This window comes from Streptomyces sp. ALI-76-A (assembly GCF_030287445.1).
Classification (GTDB): domain Bacteria; phylum Actinomycetota; class Actinomycetes; order Streptomycetales; family Streptomycetaceae; genus Streptomyces.
The window spans coordinates 3,899,064-3,922,905 of sequence record NZ_JASVWB010000002.1 but is presented as its reverse complement, the minus strand read 5'-3'; the positions used below and the strand labels follow the sequence as shown (position 1 = coordinate 3,922,905).

Sequence of the window (23,842 nt, the reverse complement as noted above, 5' to 3'; positions counted from 1 at the left end):
CCCGGGTCGCCTGGAGACGGGGGCGCCGGCGGCCCGTGCCTAGGTCCTGCGGAACAGTGTGTTCGTCAGGTCGCGGAACACCTCCTCGGGGTCCTGGTCGCCCACCGCGCCGTCCAGGTTGTGGCCCAGGAGCAGCGTGGCGAAGCCGTGGGCCAGGGACCAGGCGGCCACTCCGGCGAGGCGGGCGTCGACGCCTAGGTCCTCGGAGCGGACGGCGGAGACCGCGTCGCGCAGGGCGTCGGCGGCGAGGGCGCGGGCGGTGGTGAGTTCCAGGTCGTCGGGGCGCAGCAGCTCGGGTGCGAACATCACCGCGAAGTGCGCCGGGTGATCGCGGGCGAAGCGGACGTAGCGCACGCCGGCGTCCTTCAGGTCCGCCGCCTCCCGCACTGTGCCGGCGAGCAGCCCGAAGCCCTCGGCCGCGATCGCCGTGAGCAGTCCGGTGCGGTCCTTGAAGTGGTGGGCCGGCGCCGCGTGGGAGACGCCCGCGCGACGGGCGAGGTCGCGCAGGCTCAACGCGGAGGGACCGTCGGCGGCGATGACGTCGAGCGCGGCGGTGAGGATGGCGCGGCGCAGATCACCGTGATGGTAGGAGCGGCTGCCGGGCGTCGTTTCCGTGGGGGCCATGGTCAGCAGCGTACGGCAGATCTAGGCATTGACAAGTTGGGACGGCTCGGGCAATCTTGTCAGTGTCAAGTTGTGTGGATGGGTCGGTGCGAGACGAGGAGAGGGTCATGGGGGAACGCGAGGAGTCCAGGGACTACGGGGAACATGGCGGTGGGGCCGGCGCGGGCGATGTGGAGCTGTCCCGGGTGCGACAGCTCTGGCACCTGCTGGAGCCGCTGCACGCGGTGCTGTACTACGCGCCGGAGGTGACCGAGGAAGCCGCGGTGCTCGGATATGCCACCGAGGAACGCTGGCCGGCCTACTTCCCTTACCGGGCCGCCCCGTTGGGCGCGGTGGGCGCCGAGCGGGTGACGTCCGCCTTCTACAGCTTCAGCCCCGGCATGGTCGCCGAGCATGTCGAACCGGCGTGGAAGGTGGCGAGTCCCGAGGCGGTGCTGGCGGCGAGGATGCGCGGCATCGACCGGGCGTACCGCGCGATACTCGGCGACCGCGTGGACAGCCCCGAACTCGCCGAGGCCGCCGCCCTGGCCCGGCGTGCGGCCGAGGCGGCCGACACGGCGGGCCGTCCTCTCGCCGCCGCCAACGCGGAGTTGGACTGGCCCGAGACTCCTCATCTCCAGCTGTGGCACGCGGCGACGATCCTGCGCGAGCACCGCGGCGACGGTCACCTCGCGGCCCTGCTCCTGGCCGGTCTCGACCCGGTCGAGTCGCTGGTGTCCTTCGCCGCCATAGGCGCCGCGAGCGCCGAGCGCTTCGAGAGCCGTGGCTGGAGCGCCGCGCAGTGGACGGCCGCCCGGGAGCGCCTGTCGGCCCGCGGCCTGGTCGACGAGCACGGCGCCGCCACGGAGGCGGGCCGCGGCCTGCGCCACCGCGTCGAACAGGACACCGACCGGCTCGCGTCCGCACCCTGGCGGGCCCTCGGCCCGCAAGCGATGGCCCGTCTCGCCGACCTGCTCGGCGAGTTCTGGATAGCGGTGCTGTCCTCGGGACTGCTGCCGTCGGAGACGACACTGGGGATCGGGAAGGTGTGAGAAGAGCGAAGCCGCCCACCGGGGGTGGCTCCCCGTGGGCGGCCTCTGGTTCAGTGGTTCGGCGAGCGCCCGCCCGGGCCGGCGGCCCGACAGGTCTCTGGTGACTCCGAGAGCCTGCGGCCACGATGGCCGCGGCGCTACGGGCCCTGCGGCTGGTCCGCGGCCTTACGGCCGCTCGGGGGCCTTACGGCTGTTCGGGCCTGTCGCGATCCATGCCCAGCGGGCCTTCCATCCGCTGCTGCGCGTCGTCGACCTGGTTCTCGTACTTGTGACCCGTCCTGTCGTTGGCTTTCCGTTCCGCGGTGTCGGACACGTCCTTGCTCTTGCTGCCCTTCACCTGGCTCTTGAGCTTGTCGAAGATGCCCATCCGGATCTCCTTCGGGAGACGACTCGAATCGACGATACGCCGGACAGGTGACGAATGCCCTTTTAGGCGCGATATGGTCTGGACCTCTCGGCGGCTACGGTGAGACCAGTGAGAACCGCCCGTGTCGAGGCGGAACCGAGCAGTCAAGGGGAGGGGCGCATCATGACGCGTCTGAGGGGCGGGACGCGTTCCGCCGTCATGACCGGGGCGGTCGCATGTGCCGCCATGGCGCTGATCGCCGGCTGTGAGGGCCTCGACACAAGCGGCTCCGCACCGGAGAGCGGCGCGGCGGCACCGGCACCGGACGGCCGGTCCGTCAGCCCACTGCGGAATCCGGACGGCACGAAGCCGGGTCTCGCTCCCGTCGCGAGCGAGACCGACGAGGCCACGGCCCGCAAGCTCATCGAGAGCCTGCGGACCAAGGGCCGCGGACCGCAGACGGGCTACGACCGGGACGAGTTCGGTTACGCCTGGATGGACACGGCCGACAACGTCCCGCTGGCGCGCAACGGTTGTGACACCCGCAACGACCTCCTCCAGCGCGACGGCCAGAGCCTGCGCTTCCGCTCCGGCTCCGACTGCGTGGTCATCGCCATGACCCTGCGCGACCCGTACACCGGGACGACCATCCAGTGGCGGAAGCAGGACGCCAGCGAGGTGCAGATCGACCACGTGGTGCCGCTCTCCTACAGCTGGCAGATGGGCTCCTCGCGCTGGTCGGAGGACAAGCGCGAGCAACTGGCCAACGACCCCCTCAATCTCATACCGGCCGAGGGTCGCGCGAACTCCGCCAAGGGCGACTCGGGCCCCGCCTCCTGGCTCCCGCCGAACAAGCAGATCCGGTGCGCCTACGTGGTCCGCTTCGCCCAGGTCGCCGCCAAGTACGAGATGCCGGTGACCGCGCCGGACCAGCGGATGATGCTGAAGCAGTGCGGAGGCTAGTGCGCAGGGCGAGGACGGGAGCGAGGACAGGGCACAGCGCCGGAGAGACGGGACGTCGGGGCGAGGCGCGCGGTCGCTGAGCCTGGACTCCGACTGCCGGCCGGCGGGCCGCGCCTGCGGCGGAGGGTGCCGGCCTGGTTCTGTCCGTTCTCTTGACTTCAATTCGGACGTGTCACTACCGTCGCGCAGAATTTCGAACATCGTTCGATATGTCGGACGAGTCGAATGTGGCGTGTGCGATGGAGGACACCCCTATGCACGACCGATCCCCCAGACGCGGCAGACCCCTGGCGGCTGTCCTGTCCAGCTCGATACTGGGGCTGGCCCTGCTGGCCGGCGGGCCAGGGGCGGGTACCGCTCAGGCGGCCGACGACCCCAACGCGGTGGCTCTCGACAAGGACGCGATCCTCGCTGCCCACCAGCTCGACGAGCCGCAGTGGTACAAGGACAACATCCCGTTCCTGGACACCCCCGACAACACCCTCGACGAGGTCTACTACTACCGCTGGAGCACCTACAAGCGCGCGCTCCGCTACACCGTGCCGGGCACCGGGTACGTGTCGACCGAGTACGACGTGCCGATCGGTTACGCCGGGAACCCGTACACGGCGCTCCCGGACGCCACCGGCTATCACCTCCTGGACGGGCGCTGGCTGCACAACCGCGACTACGCCGGTGACTACCTGGACTTCTGGCTGCGCGGGGCGGGCAACTCGGGCGCGCGGAACTTCAGCGAGTGGATCACCAGCGCCGCGTACCAGCGCTTCCTGGTCACCGGTGACGCGGCCGAGATCAAGGCAGCGCTCCCGCATCTCATCGCGCTGTACAAGAGGTGGGACTCGAACTTCACCGGCGACATCACGGTGAACGGCACGGCCTCCACCAGCGACCTGTATCACCAGACCCCGCTGTCCGACGCCACGGAGTACACCGAGACCTCGATGCACAGCAGCAACTGGTTCAGCGGCGGCCCCGGCTACCGGCCCACGATCAACGCGTACATGTTCGGCGCCGCCCAGGCGATCAGCAAGATCGCCACGATGACCGGGGACACCGCGACCGCGACCGAGTACACCGGCAAGGCCGCCTCGCTCAAGGCTGGGGTGCAGAACTCGCTCTGGGACCCGCAGCGCCAGTTCTTCATGCAGGTCTACAACACGAACACCACCAACGGCACCCTCAAGCAGACCAGGACGACCTGGCGTGAGGCGATGGGCTTCGCCCCCTGGGCGTTCAACCTGCCCGACGCGCAGTACTCCACGGCGTGGAAGTACCTGACGGACCCGAAGCGGTTCGGGGCGGCGTTCGGGCCCACGACGCTGGAGCGGGTGCACGACTTCGAGGCCGAGCAGGCCGCCGTCACCCACGCGAACACCCACACCGCGTCGACGGCCTCCAACGGCACGTACGTCGGCCAGATCGACTTCGCCGACAGCGCGGTCACCTTCACCGTGGACGCGCCCGGCGCCGGTACGTACCCGGTCACGGTCCACTACGCCAACGGCACCACCAGCACGTCGACCCACAACGTCGTCGTGAACGGCGACACCGCCAACCCGGTCACCGTCAGTTACGCCCCCACCGGCAGCTGGGGCCAGTTCTCGGAGTCGAAGTCCGTCACCGTGCAGGTCCCGATGAAGGCCGGCGCCAACACGCTGAAGTTCACCAAGGGAACGGGCTTCGCCGAACTCGACCGGATCGCGGCGAACCCCTACTTCAACTACCAGGCGATCCCCGCCGAGCAGAAGCGCGACGACGCCAACTGCTGCCACTGGAACGGCCCGAGCTGGCCGTTCCAGACGAGCCAGATCCTGACCGGCATGGCGAACCTGCTCCAGGACTACCCGGCGCAGAACAACGTCACCAAGCAGGACTACCAGTCCATGCTGAGCCAGTTCGCCAAGCTCCAGCACAAGGACGGCAAGCCCTACATCGCCGAGGCCGCCAACGGTGACACCGGCGACTGGATCTACGACGGCTTCAACTTCAGCGAGCACTACAACCACTCCAGCTTCAACGACCTGGTGCTCTCCGGCCTGCTGGGCATCAAGCCCCAGGCGGGCAACACCCTGGTCCTGAAGCCGCTGATCCCGTCCGGCTGGGACTACTTCGCGGCGGAGAACGTGCCCTACCACGGGCACACCCTCTCGATCCGCTGGGACCGGGACGGCACGCACTACGGCAAGGGCACCGGCCTCCAGGTCTTCCAGGACGGCGTACGCATCCACCAGTCCGCGACGGCCGGCAACACCACCGTGAACGTGGCCGCTCCCGTCACCCCGGCGCAGCCCCCGCGGATGACGAACGTGGCGGCCAACCCGCTGACCGCCGAGCAGGACTGGCTCGGCCGCACGGTCACGCAGCCCTACCCGAAGGCGTTCGCCTCCTACACCAACACCGTCTCCAACGGTCCGCACTGCCACAGCGGCCAGACCTGCAAGCCCACCACCTTCGACGCCCCGCTGCGGGCCACCGACGGCTGGATCCGCTACGACAAGATCCCCGACAACCGGTGGACCAACTCCGGTTCACCGAACGGCACCGACCATCTCGGCGTCGACTTCGGGGCGCCACGCAAGATCAACGAGGTGAAGTTCTACACCTACGACGACGGCGCCGACATCCGCGTCCCGGCGAGCCACACCGTCCAGTACCTGAAGGACGGCGTGTGGACGTCCGTCCCCGGCCAGGTCAAGAGCCCGGCCGTGCCGCGAGCGAACAACGCGAACGAGGTGACCTTCCCGACCATCACGACGTCCCAGTTCCGGGTCGTGTTCACCCCGCAGGCGGGCAAGTTCGTCGGCGTCACCGAGCTGGAGTCCTGGTACCCGGAGACGCCGGCGGTGCGGATCGTCAACAGGAACAGCGGCCTGGAACTCGGCATCGCCGGTTCCTCGATCGCCGCCGGAGGCGCTGTCCAGCAGCAGACGGCCGACACCACGGCCAACCACCGATGGACGGTCGTCCCCGCGGAGAACGGCTACTACAAGATCTTCAACACCCACAGCGGCCAGGTCCTCGGCATCAAGGACGCCTCCAAGACGGCCGGTGCCACCGCACTGCAATGGGGCGACACCCTCACCGCCGACCATCTGTGGTCCGTGGTGGACGCCGGCAACGGCTACTGCAAGCTCGTCAACAAGAACAGCGGCCTGGTCCTCGGCATCGACGGGATGTCCGCGTCGTCCGGGGCGGCGGCCCTGCAGTGGGACGACACCGGCACCGCCGACCATCTGTGGCGGCTCGTCACCGACGACGGCGCCACACCGTTCAACTCCTAGCCGCCGGACGGCCCGGAGCCGGGCCTCGGAAAGTCCGAGGCCCGGCTCCGGGTGCCGGAGACCTGTGCCCGGCGAACGTACTCGGGGTGCCACACCGCGCCGGACGCCGTCCAGACCGCGCGCCGGCTTCAGCAGGGGAACCTGCACGCTCCCGGGAGCGGGTCCGCGGGGCGCGGATCGGATCGGTGCGGTTCGCCGCGGGGCGGACGTCGAGTCAGGCCGCGGACGCGCGTGCCGACGCACCGGCCGACAGCCACGGACGCGCGTGCCGACGCACCGGCCGGCGGCGGCCTGCCCCTTGCCGGCGACCTGCCCCCTGTCGGCCCGGCCCCGGTGGTGAGGGAGCCGGCGGTCCATGGCCCGGCGGCGTCGTGGATGTTCGGCCGGTGGCATCCATGAACATCGCCCACATTCGATACTTCGGACGCGGTTCGAAGTTTCGTTGCTGAAGATAGGGTCGCTCCGCGGACGCGTCAACCCCTTTTGGCCGGGGCGTTCCTTGCGGAGGGCCGGTTCCGCCGCGACCGAAGATCACCGCGAGCCCCACCGTCGTGGCGCGTTATTTAACCGTGACGACTTCCCGCTGCAACCCTCTTGACCGTCATGAATTGTTAGCGCTCACAATGACCTCCACATTGATTCGGTCGTCCGAGCGACCACCAAGGAGGTGTGACCGGCATGATCGCAAGGCTCCGGGTCGCCTCCCTGGGAAGGGGCGGACCGCACGGACACCGGCCGGACCGTCGGCCGGCACGGCTGCCACAGGGGCCGCCGTGAACCCGACCCCGCGACAACACCCGCGCCTTTCGCAGGCATTACCGTCGGACGACAGCCAGGGAGGTACGGCCGTGACCCCAGCGCAGCTTCGGCCGCCCACCATGGCCGACGTCGCCCGAACGGCGGGCGTGTCCCACCAGACCGTGTCCCGGGTGCTGGCGGACCACCCCAACGTCCGGGACGAGACACGGGTGAAGGTGCTGCGCGCGATCGAGGAGATGGGCTACCGGCGCAACTCCTCCGCACGTGCCCTGGCCACCCGCCGCACCCGCACCCTGGGTGTGGTGGCCTCCGACACCACCCTCTACGGGCCGGCCAGCACCCTGTTCGCGCTCGAGGAGGCGGCACGCGCCGAGGGGTACCTCGTCTCCACGGTCAGCATGCGCAAACTGACCGTCGACACCCTCTCCGAAGCCCTGGACCACCTCGGCGACGGCGGGGTGGAGGGCGTGGTCGCCATCGCCCCGCAGCGATCGGCGGTCGAGGCGCTGGCCGGACTGCGGCATCCGTTCCCGGTGGTGACCGTGGGGAGCGGGGCGGGCATGGGCATACCCTGCGTCACGGTGGACCAACACCTCGGCGCACGGCTGGCCACCGGTCATCTGCTGGCGGCCGGTCACCGCACGGCCTGGCATCTCGCCGGGCCCGACGACTGGCAGGAGGCAGCCGACCGGGAGGCCGGCTGGCGGGCGACCCTCGAAGCGAGCGGTGTCGAGCCGCCGGCAGTGCTGCGCGGAGACTGGAGTCCGCTGTCGGGCTACCGCGCCGGCCAGGAACTGGCGGGCTGGGTGGGACGAGGGCTGACGGCGGTCTTCGTCGCCAACGACCAGATGGCGCTGGGCGTGTTGCGGGCCTTGCGGGAAGCGGGTGTGCGAACGCCCGAGGACGTCGCCGTGGCCGGCTTCGACGACGCCCCGGAGTCGGAGTTCTTCTCACCTCCGCTCACCACGGTCCGGCAGGACTTCTCGGCGGTGGGCAGGCACAGCATCGCCCTGCTCCTGGACCTGATCGAGGGCCGGGCGCGCCCGGCGACGCCGCGGATCGCCATCGAACCCCAACTCGTCGTCCGCGCCAGCACCTTCCCGCACGCACCGCAACGCACCACCCGGAGCATCGCCCCCCAACCGGAGGGTGCTCCCCCCTGACCCCCCCCCATCGACCGTCTTCACCCTCTCCATATGGTCGATATTTCGAACGATGATCGACAGGCTGGACGCACTGCGGCCGGTCCCATCGAGTCCCATCGGTCCGTCCGGACCGGCTCTTCAAAGGAGAAGAACATGCTCAACAGACGAAACTTCCTCACTGCGGCGGTCGGCGTGGCGGCTGCGGGCAGCCTCGCCGCGTGCGCCAAGGAGGACGACTCCTCCGGCTCCACCTCCGCCGGTGGCAGCAAGACGATCACCCTCGGCTTCTCCCAGGTCGGCTCGGAGAGCGGCTGGCGCAGCGCCAACACCGACTCGGTGAAGTCGGCCGCCAAGGAGGCCGGTTACAACCTCAAGTTCTCCGACGCGCAGCAGAAGCAGGAGAACCAGATCTCCGCGATCCGCAGCTACATCACCCAGGGCGTGGACGTCATAGCCTTCTCGCCGGTCGTCGTCACCGGCTGGGACGCGGTGCTGAAGGAGGCCAAGGCCAAGAAGATCCCCGTGGTCCTCACCGACCGCTCCGTCGAGACCTCCGACGAGTCCCTGTACGTCACCCTCGTCGGCTCGGACTTCACGGACGAGGGCCGGCGCGCGGCCAAGATCCTGGAGAAGGTCCTCGAGAAGGCCGGCCACAAGGGCGCCGTCAAGATCGCACAGCTGGAGGGCACCACCGGTGCCGCCCCCGCGATCGAGCGTGCCAAGGGCTTCAAGGAGGTCATGGACGCCGACCACGCCGACGACTGGAAGATCGTCGTCAGCCAGACCGGTGACTTCACCCGCGCCGGCGGCAAGCAGGTCATGGCCGCCTTCCTCCAGTCCAACCCGGACATCAACGTGCTCTTCGCGCACAACGACGACATGGGCATCGGTGCCATCCAGGCCATCGAGGCGGCCGGCAAGAAGCCCGGCAAGGACATCCTGATCGTCACGATCGACGGCGTGAAGGACGGCTTCGTCGCCATGTCCGAGGGCAAGATCAACGCCATCGTCGAGTGCAACCCGCTGCTCGGCCCCCAGCTGATGGAGGTCGTCCAGAAGGTCAAGAACGGCGAGACGGTCGAGCGCTGGATCAAGACCAAGGAGAGCGACTTCATGCAGGACCAGGCCAAGGCCGCGCTCCCCACTCGCAAGTACTGACCGACGCACCCACCGGCAGGGAGCCCTCCGCCGACCGGATCCCTCGGTCGAGGGGGCTCCCTGCGGGCCTGAACGAATTCCAAGAGGAGCGCTGCCATGGCAGAGCCGCTGCCCGTCCTGGAGATGACGGGCATAGTCAAAGAGTTTCCGGGGGTACGGGCTCTGTCGGGTGTCGACTTCCGGCTCTTCCCCGGCGAGATCCACGCCCTGATGGGCGAGAACGGCGCCGGGAAGTCCACCCTCATCAAGGTGCTGACCGGCGTCTACGCGCTGGACGGAGGCACGGTCACCCTCGACGGGGCGCCCGTGCGGATCGACAGCCCGTTGCAGGCCCAGCAGGCCGGCATCAGCACCGTCTACCAGGAGGTGAACCTCTGCCCCAACCTGTCGGTGGCGGAGAACATCTTCATCGGACGTGAACCCACGCGCGCGGGCCGCATCCAGTGGAAGCGCATGCGCAAGGAGGCGGCGGAGCTGGTCGACCGGCTCGGCCTCGACATCGACGTGACCGCGCCCCTGTCCTCGTACCCGCTGGCCGTGCAGCAACTGGTCGCGATCGTACGGTCGGTGGGCACCGGCGACAGCGACGGCGCGGGCGCCGGCACCAAGGTGCTGGTCCTGGACGAGCCGACGTCCAGCCTCGACCGCGACGAGGTCCTCGAACTGTTCCGCCTGATGCGGCAGCTCAGGGACGAGGGCGTCGCGATCCTGTTCGTCTCGCACTTCCTGGACCAGATCTACGAGATCTGCGACCGGATGACCGTCCTGCGCAACGGCACCCTCGTCGGCGAGCACATGGTCGGCGACCTCGACCAGGTCGGGCTCGTCCAGCTGATGATCGGCAAGGCCCTGGACCAGTTGGAGGAGCTCCACGACCACCAGCTGCGCGCCGACGTCGGCGAACCGCTGGTCCACGCCGACGGTCTCGGCCGGACCGGCGCCATCGCCCCCTTCGACCTGGAGATCAAGAAGGGCGAGGTCCTCGGACTGGCCGGCCTGCTCGGCTCCGGGCGTACCGAACTCGCGCGGCTGCTCTTCGGCGCCGACCAGCCGGACAGCGGCAAGGTCACCATCGGCGGCAAGCAGGTCTCGATGAGCGCCCCGAACGACGCGATCGGCGCGGGCGTGGCGTTCTGCTCGGAGAACCGCAAGGCCGAGGGCCTGGTGCCCGACCTGACCGTGCGGGAGAACATCATCCTCGCCCTTCAGGCCTCGCGCGGCTGGACCCGGCCCATCCCGGCCGCCCAGCGCGACGAACTCGTCGCCAAGTACATCAAGGCGCTGGACATCCGCCCCGCCAACCCCGAGGCCCGCGTCGGCCAGCTCAGCGGCGGCAACCAGCAGAAGGTGCTGCTCGCCCGCTGGCTCATCACCCAGCCGAAGCTGCTGATCCTGGACGAGCCGACGCGCGGCATCGACGTCGGCGCGAAGGCGGAGATCCAGAAACTCGTGGTCTCGCTCTCCGAGGAAGGCATGTCCGTGCTGTACATCGCGGCCGAGCTGGAGGAGGTGCTCCGGCTCAGTCACACCATCGGTGTGCTGCGCGACCGCAAGCTGGTCGCACAGATCGCCAACGGGCCCGAGATCACCCCCACCCGGATCCTGGAGACCATCGCGAGCGGAGAACACCAGTGACCACCACCCCCCGATGGCGAGCACTGACGCAGCATCACCTGTTCTGGCCGGTCGCCGTGCTGGTCGTCCTGCTGCTCGTCAACGTTCCCTTCACCCCCGACTTCTTCGCGATCAAGATGACGGACGGCCACCTCTACGGCAGCCTCGTCTCGATCGTGCTGTTCGGATCGCCCCTCATCCTGGTGGCGGTCGGCATGACCCTGGTCATCGCCACCGGCGGCATCGACCTCTCGGTCGGCGCCGTGGTCGCGATCACCGGAGCACTGACCTGCTCGTACATCAGCGACCAGGCCGACCAGGGCGCCCTGTCCGGGGTACTGCTCGCGATGGGCCTGGGCCTGCTGGCCGCGGTCGTCTGCGGCCTGTGGAACGGCTTCCTGGTCGCCCGGATGGGCATCCAGCCGATCATCGCCACCCTGATCATCATGGTCGCCGGACGCGGTGTCGCCCAGCTGATCACCGACGGCCAGATCATCACGATCAACAGCGAGCCGTACAAGCTCATCGGCGGCGGCTACTGGCTGACCCTGCCCTTCTCCATCTTCGTGGTGGCCGCGGTCGTCGCCATCACCGTGGCCCTGACCCGCCGTACGGCCCTCGGCCTGCTCGTCGAGTCGGTCGGCGGCAACGCCGAGGCCAGCCGCCTGGTGGGCATCAGGTCCCTGCGTATCAAGATCATGGTGTACGTGTTCTGCGCACTGTGCGCGGGCATCGCGGGCCTGATGATCAGCTCCAACACCTCGGCCGCGGACGGCAACAACGCCGGCCTGTGGATCGAGCTGGACGCCATCCTCGCCGTGGTCATCGGCGGCACCTCGCTGCTGGGCGGCCGGTTCTCCATCGGCGGCACCGTCATCGGCGCCCTGGTCATCCAGACCCTGACCACCACGATCTACACCATCGGCGTGCCGACCCAGACCAACCTGGTCTTCAAGGCCGTCGTCGTCATCGTCGTCTGCCTGTTGCAGTCCCCGAAGTTCCGCGCCAAGGTCTTCGGCGCGAAGGGCCTCAAGGGCCGCCGTCCCGCGGCTCCGACGGACACCGCCGCGACGCCCGAGGCCGCTCCCACCATGGAGGTGTCGCGATGAGCGCGACCACCAAGACCCGACCGGCACCGGCGTCGGAAGGCCGAACGGCGTCCAGGGCCGCGCGCCTGCTCGGCGACCGGCGTCTGCCCGTCCTGGTGACGGCCGGACTCTTCCTGGCGATGTACGTCGGCGGGCTGAGCCGCTACGCCAACTACGGCTTCGGTGAACCGCAGGTCTTCCTGAACCTGTTCATCGACAACGGCTACCTGCTGGTCGCCGCCGTGGGCGCCACGTTCGTCATCCTGTCCGGCGGGATCGACCTGTCCGTGGGCTCGGTGATCGGCTTCACCACCATGTTCACGGCCTGGCTGGTGGAGCGTCAGGGCCTGCCGATCCTGCTGGTGATCCCCATGGCCCTGGCCGTGGGCGCGCTCGGCGGTTTCGTCATGGGTTACGTGATCCACAACTTCGAGATCCAGCCCTTCATCGTCACCCTCGCCGGACTCTTCCTCTTCCGTGGCCTGTGCCTGGTCATCAGCAAGGAGTCGATCTCCATCGGCGACTCCTCGGTGAGCAGCATGGCCCAGGCGCAGGTGTCCCTGGGCGGGGCCTTCCTGTCGATCGGCGCCATCGTCGCACTGGTCGTCCTCGGCGTGGCGTTCTACGTGCTGCACTACACGCGCTTCGGACGCCGGGTGTACGCCATCGGCGGCAACGAGCAGTCGGCCCTGCTGATGGGCCTTCCGCAGGGCGGCACGAAGATCGCCGTGTACACCGTGAGCGGCTTCTGCTCGGCTCTGGCCGGCCTGCTGTTCACCCTGTACATCCAGTCCGGCGACCCGCTGCACGCCACTGGCATGGAGCTGGACGCGATCGCCGCGGTCGTCATCGGCGGCACACTGCTGACCGGCGGCTCCGGCTACGTGCTGGGCACCCTGTTCGGCGTCCTGGTGCTGGGCCTGATCAAGAGCATCATCCAGTTCGAGGGCACCCTCAGCTCCTGGTGGACGAAGATCGCCACGGGTGTGCTGCTGTGCGCCTTCATCCTCATCCAGCGCGCCATGACGTCCCGCAAGAAGACCTGACCGTTCCTGGCCGCTCCCGGCCACCTGCTCACCCGGCCGCTCGCCCCGCCTCCCCACACGTGGAGGCGGGGCGAGCGGCCGTCGCGGGTATGTGCGGTGCGGCGGGAGCGCCCGGCCGGATCAGGCGCCCAGCGCGTCCAGGTCCACGATGTCGCCGCCGGGGCGCTGTGCCGGGACCGGCTTGTCGTAGTCGGTGAAGGTGAGCGTGCCCGGGTCCTCGACGGACGTGCTGTCCACCCGCAGCAGGTACGGCTCGCCCTCGGTCGCGACGTACAGCGTGTAACGGTCCTTGCCGTCCTTCTCGTGCAGGACGATCGCGGGTGTGCCGTCGACGGTGGCGGTCCTGCCGCGGGTGGCGGCCGAGTGGCCGTCCTCGGCGCCGCCGAGCACCGTGTCCAGATCACAGAAGCCCGCGATGTCCTGGGCGTCCTGGCCCTTCGCGGACATCCTGGTCCACTTCCCGGCCAGCATGTCCACGGCCGCGTCGGTGTCGGCCTTCGGCTCGCCCTCGCTCTGGGCGCGCAGGAAGGCCTCGTCGTACTTCATGTAGACGGTGTCGCCGGTTTTGATCAACTCGGCCTGGCCCTGGCCGCCGACGCTCATCGTGCCGGCGCACTCGCCCTTCTTGTTCAGGGCCATGTCCATCCGGATGGTCCCGCCGCTCTCCTCGTCGGGGATGTCGCCCTTCACCCGGAGCGAGGAGGCGCCGGTGGTCGCCGTCACGGCCCGGTCGGCGATCTCCCCGCCGCTCAGCCCGGCGAACGGTTCCTTGGAAGTGCTGGGCGTGCTGGGCTTGCTGTCCGCCTCGTCCTGACCGGGCAGACAGCCGGTGAGACCCGTGGTGGCCGCGGCGGCGAGACAGAGGGCGGCAAGTGCGGTGCGACGCATGGGAAATCCTCGGTGGGGATGAGAGAGATGAGACTGCGGGCTAGATGAGATGCGGCGAGATGAGACGTAATGAAGTGAGCTGAGCGCACCCAGGGCGGCCCGCGTCGACGCACGACGGCGACCGTCGTGCGTCGACGCTTGTTCGACGGGTCAATAAGACCAGAGCCTGTGAACCGAGTCAACATGATTCACGCGAGTTCCCTGATACACGGCTGTGTAGCGATGGAACTTGCGCACGTCGGTATGCTCGGCGTCACACTCACACTGGATCTGTGGGTGTGTGAGGTCGGCGCGAGGGGAGCGGAGCGAGTGCAGGACAACGCGACAGAGGTGACCGCCGCGGGGATCGCCCGGCTCGCGGGCGTCGGCCGTGCCGCCGTCAGCAACTGGCGCCGTCGGCACACGGACTTCCCCAAGCCGGTCGGCGGCACCGAGACCAGCCCGGCCTTCGCACTCGCCGAGGTCGAGGCGTGGCTGCGCCACCAGGGCAAACTCGCCGAGGTCCCGTTGCGGGAGCGCGTCTGGCAGCAGCTCGCCGGCCACCCGGCGGGCCCGGTCACCGCCCTCATCCACGCCGGCTGCGTCCTGCTGTTGATCCACGACCGCCCCACGGTCTGGCTCGACGTGAGCGCGGGCTCCGACGAACGCCTGGCCGCGACGCTGCCGGGCGCGCTGGAGCAGGTGCTGACACCGCGCTTCGGTTCGGTACGCCGAGGGCGAGGTGTTCACGCGGTTCACACGGGAGCGGACGCCGCAGGTGTGTCGCCTGTGAATCGTTCACCCGATGTGAACGGCACGCGTCCCGTTCACGCCAGGCCCGGCCTGAGTGACCCGACGGCTGTGAACACCCCGGCGCACCCGTCCGCCCTCGACTCCGACCCGTCCGCCGTACACACCCCACGTGCCGGGAACAGTGGACCCGCTGTGAACGCCGCACCGCCTGTGAACACCCCGCAAGCCGTTCACGCCACCGCCGCCGTTCACGCCACCCCGGCCGTCGAGGCCCCCACCGGCCCCGGCCTCCTCTCCTCCGCCGCCCTCCTCCGCGGCGCCGCCGAGCTGGCCGCCGAACTGGGCGCCCGGCAGACGTTCGAGTTCCTGCTCGGCCGGCACCTCGACGCCAACCCGCGCCAGTACACGCTGACCCCCGCCGATCTCGCCGGTCTCATGGCCGACCTCGCCGGCCCCGCGCACACCGTCCTCGACCCCGCCTGCGGCACCGGCGCCCTGCTGCGCGCCGTCACCCCCCGCCCCGACCAGCAGCTGTACGCCCAGGACAGCGCCCGCGACCTGGCCGCGCTCGCCGCGTTGCGGCTCGCCCTGTCCTCCCGGGCCGCCGTGCGCGGCGCCGCCGGCGACACCCTGCGCGCCGACGCCTTCCCCGGGCTGCGCGCCGACGCCGTCCTGTGCCACCCCCCGTTCAACGAGCGCAACTGGGGTCACGACGAACTGGCCTACGACCCCCGCTGGGAGTACGGCTTCCCGGCGCGCACCGAGTCCGAGCTGGCCTGGGTGCAGCACGCCCTCGCCCGCCTCAAGGACGGCGGCACCGCCGTTCTGCTCATGCCGCCGGCCGCCGCGTCCCGCCGTTCCGGCCGCCGGATCCGCGCCGACCTGTTGCGCCGCGGCGCGCTGCGCGCCGTCATCGCCCTGCCACTGGGCGCGGCGCCCCCGCACAACATCCCGCTCCACCTGTGGGTGCTGCGCCGTCCCGACAAGGCTCCCCAGCAGCCCGCGGTGCTGCTGGCGGACACGGGGCAGTTCGCGACCGAGGGGCGCGGCGGACCGGACTGGCGGGCGGTGCGGGAGGCCGTACTCGACGCCTGGCGGGTCTTCGACAAGGCCGGGAGCCTCGACGAGCGGCCCGGTCTGGCCCGTTCCGTGCCCGTCATCGAGCTTCTCGACGACGACGTGGACTTCGCCCCCGCCCGCCATCTGCCGCCCCCGGCCGCGGCCGAGGGCGCGGAGCAGCTCACGGCCGTGCGCCAACGCCTCGGTGAGACCCTGCGCCTGACCACCGAGCTCACCCCGCCGCCCGCCGACCCCGCACAGCCCGCGCCCCGCTGGCCGCTCACCACCGTCGGCGAACTCGCGCGCGGGGGAGCCCTGGTGACACTGACCGGGGGAAACGGCGGGCACGCGCGCGTGCCCGTGCTCACGGACCACGACGTGCTCTCCGGAACAGATCCCTCCGGTGCGCTGCCGGAGAGCGACGAGGAGGCCGTGCTGACCGAGCCGGGCGATGTCGTGGTGCCGGTGCTCGGCGGCGGCTCGATGGCGCGCGTGATCGACGAGGCGACCGGCGGCGCCGCCCTGGGGCGCAACCTCGTGCTCCTGCGCCCCGACCCCGCCGCGCTCGACCCGTGGTTCCTCGCCGGCTTCCTGCGCGGCACCGCCAACAACCGCCAGGCCAGCAGTTACGCGTCCACGGCCACCCGCCTCGACGTACGACGTCTCCAGCTGCCCCGGCTCCCGCTCGACGAACAGCGGCGCTACGGCGCGCGTTTCCGCGCCCTCGACGAGTTCGAGCGGGCACTGCGGCACGCGGGCCGGCTCGGGAACCAGCTCGTGCGCGGCATGTACGACGGACTGACGGACGGAACGGTCGCCCCCGACTGACGCACCGCATCCGATGCGGTGCGTCAGTCGGGGGACGATCCGACCGCAGCGCCCGACCGAAGGTCCCGGACTCGGACTGGCGCATCCGACCGACCCGGCGCATCCGACCGACGCGCGTGACCGACGCTCCCCGGGCACGCACCGAAGACACCCCGCCGGAGCACCCGCCCCGGGGATGTGATCAGCATGACAACGGTTCGGTACAACCCGGGACCGCTTGTGGGTGTCGGCCTATACGCTCGAAGCCACCATCACGCGAACGGCGTTGTCCGACGCCGGCCGCTCTCGTACGTCCACCTCAGGTACCAGGAGCTGTCATGCATGGCCACGGCTACACGCAGCCGGTGAAGCAGCCGCCTCCGACGGCATGGCTGGTCTTCGTGCGCGTGCTGTTCGTGGCGATCTCCGTCCTCTCCATCGGCATCCTGGCCTGGACGATGCTGCTGCGCCTGGCGATCGTCACGCGCAAGGGGCTCGACTGGGGCCTGTTCGTGGCCGCGGGCGCGGCCGACCTGCTGGCGCTGGTGCTGCTCGGCACGGAGCCCGGCGACGAGGTGCACACCGTGGGCGGCTGGACGGGGATCGGCCTGCTCCTCGGCACCCTCGTGGCGGTGACCGCGTACTACCTCGCGGCGGACGTACGCCACTTCCACCAGCTCCGCTACGGTCCGGCACCGGCGTACGGCTACCCGCAGCCCGCGGCGCCCACCCCCTCGCCGTACACCGCGACGTCCCCGCCGCACACCCAGCCCCTGCCCCAGGCCCACCCCACCCCGCCCCCGCCGGCCCGGACGCCCGTCCCGCAGCCGCCGCTGCCCGCCTCGCCGCCGCGGCGCCCCGCGCCCGCCCGCATCGACCAGGTGCGCGCCGAACTCGACGAGCTCAGCGACTACCTGCGCAACCACGACGGGCAGCACGGCAGCCGACACGACGGCGACCATGAGGGCGGAAGGTGACCGTGACGGCGGGACGGGTCGTCGCCGACCGCTACGAACTGTCCACGCTCATCGGGCAGGGCGGCATGGGCCAGGTCTGGACGGCGTACGACCAGCGGCTGGACCGGCGCGTGGCGGTGAAGCTGCTGCGCCCCGACAAGGTGGCCGGCCAGGAGGCGGACGAGCTGCGCCGCCGGTTCGTGCGCGAGTGCCGGGTGACCGCGCAGGTCGACCACCCCGGCCTGGTCACCGTGCACGACGCGGGCAGCGAGGGCGAGGAGCTGTTCCTCGTCATGCAGTACGTCGACGGCGCGGACCTCTCCGACCACCTCGCCGAGCAGGACCCGTACCCCTGGCAGTGGGCGGTCGCGGTGGCCGCGCAGCTGTGCGCCGTCCTGAGCGCCGTGCACGCCGTGCCGATCGTCCACCGCGACCTCAAGCCGCGCAACGTGATGGTGAAGCAGGACGGTACGGTCACCGTCCTCGACCTCGGCGTCGCGTCCGTGATGGACGCCGACACCACCCGCCTCACGCACACCGGAACCCCCATCGGCTCGCCCGCCTACATGGCCCCGGAGCAGGCGATGGGCGGCGCGGTCGGCCCGTACACCGACCTGTACGCACTCGGTGTACTCCTGCACGAACTGCTCAGCGGCGACGTGCCGTTCGCCGGGTCGACGGCGCTCGGCGTGCTGCACCGGCACCTCTACGAGCCGCCGTTGCCCGTGCGCCGGGTCCGCCCCGAGGTCCCCGAGGCGCTGGAAGCGCTCGTCCTGCGCCTGCTCGCCAAGGACCCGCAGCACCGCCCCGCCTCCGCACAGGAGGTGTACGAGCACCTGGCGCTGCTGCTGCCCGCGCGCGGCATGCCCACCGGAGGACCGCTCGACCCCACCCGCCCCTTCGTGCGCCCGCACGCCCCCTGGCCGGACCGCGCCCGCACGCCCGCGCCCCAGCCCGCCCCGGTCGCCCCCGTCGCCGCCGAGCAGGCCGAGAAGCCGGACGTCGCCCGCGCCGTCGACGAGGTCAAGCGTCTCCTCGGCGAGGGCCGCATCACGCAGGCCGTCGACATCCTGGGCGCGATCCTGCCCGCCGCCGCCGAACAGCACGGCGAGCACTCCCCGGTCGTGCGCACCCTGCGCAAGCAGTACGCGGCCACCCTCCTGGACGACGGCCAGTACCGGCGCGCCCTGCCCGAACTGCGCCGCCTGGCCGACGAACGCGCGGTCGAGGCCGGCCCGTCCGACCCGCAGTCCCTCCGCTTCCGCTACGAGGCCGCCCAGTGCCTGGAGCAGCTCGGCGAACCGGCGGCGGCGCTGACCGAGTACCGCGCGCTGCTGCCGTACTACGAGAACCAGTACGTGTCCGGCGACCCGGGACTGGCCCACGACGTCCGCCGCCGCATCGGCCACCTGCTGCTCGCCCTGGGCGACCGCGCCGCCGCCCACGACACCCTGGCCCGCCTCCTGCACGACACGGAACGGCTGCACGGCCCCGGCCATCCGCTCGCGGCGGAGATCCGCCGGACACTGCAATGGCTGGGACAGGTACGCGGCTAGGGGACGCCCCCGGCCCGGCCCACGGGCACCCCGGTCACGGCCCGGCCCACGGGCACCCCGGTCACGGCCGGGACCACCCGGCTCGCCCGGGGCCACCCCCGCTCGGGCGCGGCGGTGCCCGAAGTCCTGGTGAATCGTTGGTCGAATGGGTTGGCCAGAGCTTGCCCACTGCCTACCATCGATCACCGCAAGACCTTGTGCACCGTCGCACAATCTCCTCGGGAGGCTTCCTTGCACCGCCGCCGTCGCACCGCGCTCCTCCTCTCCGCCGTGATCGCCGCGGCCCCCCTCCTCGCCGCCTGCGGAAACGAGGCCCATCCCGGTGCGGCGGCCGTCGTCGGCGGCCAGCGGATCACCGTCGCCCAGCTGGAGAACCGGGTGAGCGAGGTACGTCAGGCCCAGCGGGCCGCGGTGCCGGACGAGGCGCAGTACCAGCAGGTCATCGCCAAGACGGGCACCCTGGCCCGGGACACCCTGCACAACATGGTCCTGGACCGGGTGCTGCGGAGCGCCGCCCAGGACGCGGGCGTGACCGTCAGCCCCAAGGAGATCCAACAGATGCGCGTCGGCCTGGAGCAGCAGACCGGCGGTGCGAAGGCACTGGAGACGGCCTGGCTCCAGGAGTACGGCATCGCCCCCGAGCGTCTCGACGACAACCTCCGCCTCCAGCTGGAGGCCCAGAAACTCGCCGCCAAGCTCGGCACCGAGACGGGCGACCCCGCCTTCTGGAACGCCCTCTCCAAGGCCTCCCAGCAGCTCGACGTGGACCTCAACCCGCGTTACGGCACCTGGGACGTCAAGAAGAGCAGCCGCGTGGACGCGAAGACGCCGTGGGTCCGCGAGGTCACGAGGGCGGGAACACCGCAGACGGCGTGAGCCGGAACGGCACGGCGGCGCCCGGCGGCCGACGCCGGGCGCCCTGAGGCCGGCATCAGGCGCCCACGGTCGGCACCTCACAGACCCCCGACCCCGCAGAGCCCCGACCCGCAGACACCCCTCTGGCACCCGACCCTGTGGACAACCGTGCCCTGCGGCCCACCACGCCCTGTGGACAACCACCCCGCAGACCACCCTGCCTGTGGACAACCCGCGGCACCGTCACCGGCGTGCGTTAGCTTCGAATCGTGAACGCAACCAGCCCCGAGGCCGCCCCGGACCCCCACACCCCGGACCCCGCCCCCCGCACCCCGGACGGGCCGCCCGCCCCCGGCCGGATCGTCCTGCTCACCACCAGTCACCGCGTCGCCCCCGGCCTGCTGTCCTGGCCCGCCTGGCAGGCGCTGCGCGCCGCCGACCGGGTGCTGTGCGCGGACGGCGCCCACCCCCAGCTGCCGTACCTGCGCGAGGCCGGCACAGCGGTCGACGAGGCCGCGCCCACCGCCGAGGAACTGGTCGACGCGTGCGCCGGCGGCAGGACGGTGGTCGTGGTCGCCACCGGCGAGGGCGAGCCCACCCTCACGGACGGCCTGGCCCGCCTCGCCGGCTCCGGCCGCGTCTCGATGCCGGAGCTGGAGCTGCTCCCCGCCTCCTACGACCTGCCGGGCGCCCGCCTCCTCGACCTCGTCCAGGTGATGGACCGCATCCGCGCCGAGTGCCCGTGGTCGTCCCAGCAGACCCACAAGGGCCTGGCGAAGTACGGCATCGAGGAGGCGTACGAACTCGTCGAGGCGATCGAGGACGGGGACCGCGACGAACTGCGTGAGGAACTCGGCGACGTCCTCCTCCAGGTCGTCTTCCACGCCCGGATAGCGCAGGAGGACCCGGACACCCCCTTCTCCATCGACGACGTGGCCGGCGGCATCGTCGCGAAACTCATCCACCGCCACCCGCACGTCTTCGGCGACGAGACGGCGACCACCCCCGAGGAGGTCAAGGAGCACTGGCTGCGCACCAAGGCGATGGAGAAGCAGCGCGCCTCGGTGACGGACGGCGTCCCCCTGGGCCAGCCGGGCCTCGCCCTCGCGGCGAAACTCGCCTCGCGCGTCCGCACGGCGGGCCTGGACGTGCCGTTGCCCGCCGGCGAGGGCATCGGCTACGAACTCCTGGCACTGGCGGCACGGGCCGAGGCACAGGGCGTGGATCCCGAGGCCGCCCTGCGGGCGGCGGCCCGGGCGTACCGGGACGCCGTACGGGCCGCTGAGGGGCTCGGCGGCTGACACCCGTTGCGACCCGTTGCCCCCGGAGTGCCGGGGCGGCCGGTACAGGGCGGCGGGCGGACACCCGGCGGCACACACCTGGCGGGCGTAGGGGGCTTCTGGTCGCGGAGGCGTCGAGAGTCCCCTCGGTGAGGCCCAGGCCCGGGCCGATACCGTCGGGGCGTGACCAACCAGCCCGCCCCCACCGACCCGGCTCCGGAACTCTTCACCTGGGAGTTCGCCACCGACCCCTACCCCGCCTACGCCTGGCTCCGTGAGCACGCCCCCGTTCACCGGACCGAACTCCCCAGCGGCGTGCGGGCCTGGCTGGTCACCCGGTACGCCGATGCCAAGCAGGCGCTCGCCGACCCGCGGCTCTCCAAGAACCCGGCGCATCACGACGAGCCCGCGCACGCCAGGGGCAGGACCGGTATCCCCGGTGAGCGCAAGGCCGAGTTGATGACGCATCTGCTCAACATCGACCCGCCGGACCACACCCGGCTGCGGAAGCTGGTCAGCAAGGCGTTCACGCCGCGCCGCGTCGCCGAGTTCGCGCCCCGCGTCCAGGAGCTGGCCGACGACCTCATCGACGGGTTCGCCGAGCGGGGCAGCGCCGACCTCATCCACGACTTCGCCTTCCCGCTCCCCATCTACGCCATCTGCGACCTGCTCGGCGTCCCCCGCGAGGACCAGGACGACTTCCGGGACTGGGCGGGCATGATGATCCGTCACGGCGGCGGGCCGCGCGGCGGTGTCGCCCGGTCGGTGAAGAAGATGCGCGGCTATCTGGCCGAGCTCATCCACCGCAAGCGCGAGGCGCTCCCCGCCGAGAGCACCCCCGGCGAGGACCTCATCTCGGGTCTGATCCGCGCCTCCGACCACGGGGAGCACCTCACCGAGAACGAGGCCGCCGCGATGGCCTTCATCCTCCTCTTCGCCGGCTTCGAGACGACCGTCAACCTCATCGGGAACGGCACCTACGCCCTCCTCACCCACCCCGGGCAGCGCGACCGGCTCCAGCGGTCCCTGGCCGCCGGCGAACGCGGGCTCCTGGAGACGGGTGTCGAGGAACTCCTGCGCTTCGACGGCCCCGTGGAGCTCGCCACCTGGCGGTTCGCCACCCGGCCGCTCAGCATCGGCGGGCAGGACATCGCGGCCGGCGACCCCGTGCTCGTCGTCCTCGCCGCCGCGGACCGGGACCCGGAGCGGTTCGCCGATCCGGATGTGCTCGATCTCTCCCGGCGGGACAACCAGCACCTCGGATACGGCCACGGCATCCACTACTGCCTCGGCGCCCCCCTCGCCCGGCTGGAGGGACAGACCGCCCTCGGCACGCTCCTCACCCGCCTGCCGGACCTGCAACTCGCCGTGGACGCAGCGGACCTGCGCTGGCGCGGGGGGCTCATCATGCGCGGACTGCGCACGCTGCCCGTCGAGTTCACGCCCCGTGGCCGGATGCCCTCACCTGCGTAAAGGTGACACGCCCTCAACTCTGTGATCTTCACGTGATCTGCGCGGCATTAACTTGTGACAAGTGATCGTGTGCCTATACGTTCACGGATCAGCGCGGCGCCGAGCACCACGCGCCGCGCCGGTCACCGTTGTCTTGTGAAAGGTCTCCGCATGCTCTCCGGGAACGGCCGTCATCGTCGCCCCCGCCAGGCTCCGGCTCTTCTCGTCGCGGCCGGAGTGACCGGCTCCGCCATCGCGATCCCGCTGCTCGGTGCCACCGGCGCCAGCGCGGCGACCGGCACCACCTGGGACCAGGTCGCCAACTGCGAGACCGACGGCTCCTGGAGCGCGGACAGCGGCGACGGGCACTACGGCGGACTCCACATCGCCCAGGAGGACTGGGAGCAGTACGGCGGCCTCGACTACGCCCCGCGCGCCGACCAGGCCAGCCGCTCCCAGCAGATCGCCGTCGCGGAGAAGATCCTGGCCGACCAGGGCGTCGGCTACTGGTCCACCTGCGGACTGCTCAACGGGCTCAGCAAGGACACCAAGGCGGCCGACGTCGACACGGGCGTGGCGGGCGACGCGACGTCGGACCCGTCGGGCGGCGCGGGCTCCTCCGGCCTGTCCGACCCCGCCGAGCCGTCGACGGAGTCGTCCGGGGACGCGTCCACGGACCCGGCGCCGGACGCCGCGTCGCCGTCCGCGTCGGCCCCCTCGTCCGCGGTCTCGCCGGGCTCGTCCGACACAGGGGACAAGAAGGACAAGCGGCCCGAGTCCGACACATCGGCTGATTCCGGCTCAGGTGCCAGTGGCTCCCCGGGCTCCGGCGGCTCCTCGGTCGACGTGGCGAATCAGGATGACTCGGACAACTCCTGGCAAGTCGGCGGCTCTTCGAGCCTCGTCGACACCGGTGCCCTCAGTGCCGGCAAGCACCGCGGTGACAGGGCCGACGAGAACGCGACCCTCGGCGCCGACACCGCCGCCTCCGGTGGCCGCCACGCCGCTCGCGGTGACTCGTACACCGTCCGCCCCGGAGACACTCTCGCGTCCATCGCCGACTCCCTTGGGCTCGACGGCGGATGGCGTGCGCTCTACGCGGAGAACAAGCAGGCGATCGGCGCCGACCCGAGCCGCGTCGTGCCCGGTCAGACCCTTGGACTTGGTGTCGAATAGGGCGAAAACCAACGGGAGTTCGCGTC

General features: G+C 71.1%; 18 protein-coding genes. 15 read left to right on the top strand and 3 right to left on the bottom strand.

Annotated elements, in window-relative coordinates; translation table 11 throughout:
- Window positions 1-39: 39 nt before the first annotated feature.
- Complete coding sequence (locus QQS16_RS18350; protein ID WP_286062913.1) at window positions 40-624, bottom strand: TetR/AcrR family transcriptional regulator; 585 nt, start codon at window positions 622-624, stop codon at window positions 40-42.
- Between the two features lie 107 nt (window positions 625-731).
- Here QQS16_RS18350 and QQS16_RS18345 point away from each other — a divergent pair, with 107 nt between their 5' ends.
- On the top strand, window positions 732-1,655 hold the full coding sequence (locus QQS16_RS18345; RefSeq protein WP_286062912.1) for an SCO6745 family protein: 924 nt from the start codon (window positions 732-734) through the stop codon (window positions 1,653-1,655).
- A 184-nt stretch (window positions 1,656-1,839) separates the two neighbouring features.
- Here the strand turns inward: QQS16_RS18345 and QQS16_RS18340 are convergent, their stop codons facing one another.
- On the bottom strand, window positions 1,840-2,022 hold the full coding sequence (locus tag QQS16_RS18340; protein WP_286062911.1) for an antitoxin: 183 nt from the start codon (window positions 2,020-2,022) through the stop codon (window positions 1,840-1,842).
- A 162-nt stretch (window positions 2,023-2,184) separates the two neighbouring features.
- Here QQS16_RS18340 and QQS16_RS18335 point away from each other — a divergent pair, with 162 nt between their 5' ends.
- From QQS16_RS18335 to yjfF, 7 genes are all read left to right on the top strand, one after another.
- The gene (locus QQS16_RS18335) at window positions 2,185-2,964 is read left to right on the top strand and encodes an HNH endonuclease family protein (protein WP_286062910.1); all 780 of its coding nucleotides are present in this window, start codon (window positions 2,185-2,187) and stop codon (window positions 2,962-2,964) included.
- A 254-nt stretch (window positions 2,965-3,218) separates the two neighbouring features.
- On the top strand, window positions 3,219-6,245 hold the full coding sequence (locus QQS16_RS18330; protein WP_286062909.1) for an MGH1-like glycoside hydrolase domain-containing protein: 3,027 nt from the start codon (window positions 3,219-3,221) through the stop codon (window positions 6,243-6,245).
- Between the two features lie 848 nt (window positions 6,246-7,093).
- Window positions 7,094-8,167 carry a LacI family DNA-binding transcriptional regulator gene (locus QQS16_RS18325; RefSeq protein ID WP_286062908.1) on the top strand — a complete coding sequence of 358 codons (1,074 nt, stop codon included), beginning with the start codon at window positions 7,094-7,096 and terminating at the stop codon, window positions 8,165-8,167.
- Between the two features lie 135 nt (window positions 8,168-8,302).
- Window positions 8,303-9,307 carry an ABC transporter substrate-binding protein gene (locus QQS16_RS18320; protein ID WP_286062907.1) on the top strand — a complete coding sequence of 335 codons (1,005 nt, stop codon included), beginning with the start codon at window positions 8,303-8,305 and terminating at the stop codon, window positions 9,305-9,307.
- A 96-nt stretch (window positions 9,308-9,403) separates the two neighbouring features.
- Window positions 9,404-10,942 carry a sugar ABC transporter ATP-binding protein gene (locus tag QQS16_RS18315; protein ID WP_286062906.1) on the top strand — a complete coding sequence of 513 codons (1,539 nt, stop codon included), beginning with the start codon at window positions 9,404-9,406 and terminating at the stop codon, window positions 10,940-10,942.
- Complete coding sequence (locus tag QQS16_RS18310) at window positions 10,939-12,030, top strand: ABC transporter permease (RefSeq protein WP_286062905.1); 1,092 nt, start codon at window positions 10,939-10,941, stop codon at window positions 12,028-12,030. Before QQS16_RS18315 ends, QQS16_RS18310 begins: the two co-directional genes overlap by 4 nt.
- The gene (gene yjfF / locus QQS16_RS18305) at window positions 12,027-13,055 is read left to right on the top strand and encodes a galactofuranose ABC transporter, permease protein YjfF (protein ID WP_286062904.1); all 1,029 of its coding nucleotides are present in this window, start codon (window positions 12,027-12,029) and stop codon (window positions 13,053-13,055) included. Before QQS16_RS18310 ends, yjfF begins: the two co-directional genes overlap by 4 nt.
- 120 nt (window positions 13,056-13,175) lie before the next feature.
- On the opposite strand, the gene QQS16_RS18300 is transcribed toward yjfF, so the two are convergent.
- Window positions 13,176-13,943: a hypothetical protein gene (locus tag QQS16_RS18300; RefSeq protein ID WP_286062903.1), complete on the bottom strand. Its 768-nt coding sequence runs from the start codon at window positions 13,941-13,943 to the stop codon at window positions 13,176-13,178.
- A gap of 309 nt (window positions 13,944-14,252) precedes the next feature.
- Between QQS16_RS18300 and QQS16_RS18295 the strand changes: the two genes are divergently transcribed.
- The 7 genes from QQS16_RS18295 to QQS16_RS18265 all read left to right on the top strand — a co-directional run bounded on the left by QQS16_RS18295 (window position 14,253) and on the right by QQS16_RS18265 (window position 23,816).
- The gene (locus QQS16_RS18295) at window positions 14,253-16,562 is read left to right on the top strand and encodes an N-6 DNA methylase (RefSeq protein ID WP_286062902.1); all 2,310 of its coding nucleotides are present in this window, start codon (window positions 14,253-14,255) and stop codon (window positions 16,560-16,562) included.
- Window positions 16,563-16,879: 317 nt separating this feature from the next.
- Window positions 16,880-17,518 carry a hypothetical protein gene (locus QQS16_RS18290; protein WP_286062901.1) on the top strand — a complete coding sequence of 213 codons (639 nt, stop codon included), beginning with the start codon at window positions 16,880-16,882 and terminating at the stop codon, window positions 17,516-17,518.
- Between the two features lie 38 nt (window positions 17,519-17,556).
- The gene (locus tag QQS16_RS18285) at window positions 17,557-19,053 is read left to right on the top strand and encodes a serine/threonine-protein kinase (protein WP_286066372.1); all 1,497 of its coding nucleotides are present in this window, start codon (window positions 17,557-17,559) and stop codon (window positions 19,051-19,053) included.
- Between the two features lie 231 nt (window positions 19,054-19,284).
- Entirely contained in the window at window positions 19,285-19,929 is a 645-nt protein-coding gene (locus QQS16_RS18280; RefSeq protein ID WP_286062900.1) for a SurA N-terminal domain-containing protein, read from the top strand.
- A 248-nt stretch (window positions 19,930-20,177) separates the two neighbouring features.
- Window positions 20,178-21,209, top strand: coding sequence for a nucleoside triphosphate pyrophosphohydrolase (locus tag QQS16_RS18275; RefSeq protein WP_286062899.1), 1,032 nt, complete (start codon window positions 20,178-20,180; stop codon window positions 21,207-21,209).
- A gap of 162 nt (window positions 21,210-21,371) precedes the next feature.
- Window positions 21,372-22,661 carry a cytochrome P450 family protein gene (locus QQS16_RS18270; protein ID WP_286062898.1) on the top strand — a complete coding sequence of 430 codons (1,290 nt, stop codon included), beginning with the start codon at window positions 21,372-21,374 and terminating at the stop codon, window positions 22,659-22,661.
- Between the two features lie 150 nt (window positions 22,662-22,811).
- Complete coding sequence (locus QQS16_RS18265) at window positions 22,812-23,816, top strand: LysM peptidoglycan-binding domain-containing protein (RefSeq protein WP_286062897.1); 1,005 nt, start codon at window positions 22,812-22,814, stop codon at window positions 23,814-23,816.
- Window positions 23,817-23,842: the final 26 nt, after the last annotated feature.

Bases quoted from the DNA above. Each gene is read 5' to 3' on its own strand.
- QQS16_RS18350 (WP_286062913.1), bottom strand. From the start codon at position 624: ATGGCCCCCACGGAAACGACGCCCGGCAGCCGCTCCTACCATCACGGT.
- QQS16_RS18345 (WP_286062912.1), top strand. From the start codon at position 732: ATGGGGGAACGCGAGGAGTCCAGGGACTACGGGGAACATGGCGGTGGG.
- QQS16_RS18340 (WP_286062911.1), bottom strand. From the start codon at position 2,022: ATGGGCATCTTCGACAAGCTCAAGAGCCAGGTGAAGGGCAGCAAGAGC.
- QQS16_RS18335 (WP_286062910.1), top strand. From the start codon at position 2,185: ATGACGCGTCTGAGGGGCGGGACGCGTTCCGCCGTCATGACCGGGGCG.
- QQS16_RS18330 (WP_286062909.1), top strand. From the start codon at position 3,219: ATGCACGACCGATCCCCCAGACGCGGCAGACCCCTGGCGGCTGTCCTG.
- QQS16_RS18320 (WP_286062907.1), top strand. From the start codon at position 8,303: ATGCTCAACAGACGAAACTTCCTCACTGCGGCGGTCGGCGTGGCGGCT.
- QQS16_RS18315 (WP_286062906.1), top strand. From the start codon at position 9,404: ATGGCAGAGCCGCTGCCCGTCCTGGAGATGACGGGCATAGTCAAAGAG.
- yjfF (WP_286062904.1), top strand. From the start codon at position 12,027: ATGAGCGCGACCACCAAGACCCGACCGGCACCGGCGTCGGAAGGCCGA.
- QQS16_RS18300 (WP_286062903.1), bottom strand. From the start codon at position 13,943: ATGCGTCGCACCGCACTTGCCGCCCTCTGTCTCGCCGCCGCGGCCACC.
- QQS16_RS18290 (WP_286062901.1), top strand. From the start codon at position 16,880: ATGCATGGCCACGGCTACACGCAGCCGGTGAAGCAGCCGCCTCCGACG.
- QQS16_RS18265 (WP_286062897.1), top strand. From the start codon at position 22,812: ATGCTCTCCGGGAACGGCCGTCATCGTCGCCCCCGCCAGGCTCCGGCT.